Origin of the sequence: Streptomyces sp. NPDC005574, from assembly GCF_040605435.1 — a bacterium.
Taxonomy (GTDB): Bacteria; Actinomycetota; Actinomycetes; order Streptomycetales; family Streptomycetaceae; genus Streptomyces.
The window spans coordinates 1-1,078 of the sequence record NZ_JBEXCW010000358.1 but is presented as its reverse complement, the minus strand read 5'-3'; the positions used below and the strand labels follow the sequence as shown (position 1 = coordinate 1,078).

Below are 1,078 nucleotides of genomic sequence, written 5' to 3'. Positions count from 1 at the left end.
AGAGATCTACCGACTCCTCATCCCCACCACGAAGCCCAGCGGACCGGCGACCCCCGCCCCAACCGGACCTTGACATCCATAGGGGCATCAACACCCCTCGAACAACCCGGACGCGGCCACTACCAGAAACGGACTTAACGCCCTCTGAGAGAAAATACGGATGAAACAGTGGCTGCTATTTTGCTAGCCTCTGAAGAAATCAAGACAATGTCGACGAATGCTATTCGATGACCCAATTTTCCCACCACAGCTTCTACCAGAAGATCTTCCCCTCCTACAGGACGCTTGAAACTGGTGGACTGCTGGATGGTAGCCATGGGAATATATCCTTTGCATGCCGCTGATATTGCAACAACCGCTGCCGTATCAGCAGCAGTCATCATCACTGCTCCAGAGATGATCTCACCTTCCCGGGCAAGACGATTTGACCACGGCAAACGCAGAATCACCTTATGTTCACTGCACTTCTCGACGAGTAGCCCCAGATCCAGCACCCAGCTCGGCATTTTGGACGTCAAGATAACCTCCGCTTCAGCTGAGCTAAGCGACGGAAGCAGCTCAATTGAAGCCAGCTCTCGCGATTTTTTATCGTCTCCGTATTTACGGGCTATCATGCCTGCACTTTCTGCTGCGGCGCTGTTGACCAGGCGACTATAAGAACCATTTTTCAAGCTCCTAGAGAAGCATCTCATGCGGTAGCATGCATAGGCAGCTACTACTCAATCAAAAACTTGCCTCACTGGCAATTTATCATTCCTTGTCCTGATGGCTGCGGCAATTGACGTCATTCGATTCAGGCTGCACTGACCCTACGAGGATCCCCGGGCCTCCAGACGGGCACTGCCTCGTTCGGCGGGTGCCCGAGCCTGCACTATGTTCCATAGCCCGTGCGTTCCATCGGATACCGTGACCAGCAGTTATGGGACAACCCTTAGCTTGATCTTTAACGTCCGTCGTCGAATGGCGGGTCGAACTTGATCACTCGGTTCGGCCTCGATTCGTCAGGGGTTGTGAGCTGCTGACCGGTTGGTCGGTTCGCCCCTTTTGTCCCTGATGGTTGGGGATGGGGCCGTCGCGT

General features: G+C 54.2%; 1 protein-coding gene. It reads right to left on the bottom strand.

Features of this window, described 5'->3' with window-relative positions:
• Positions 1 to 134: 134 nt before the first annotated feature.
• Positions 135 to 671: a PaaI family thioesterase gene (locus ABZT03_RS44730; protein ID WP_356050107.1), complete on the bottom strand. Its 537-nt coding sequence runs from the start codon at positions 669 to 671 to the stop codon at positions 135 to 137.
• Between the last annotated feature and the right edge of the window lie 407 nt (positions 672 to 1,078).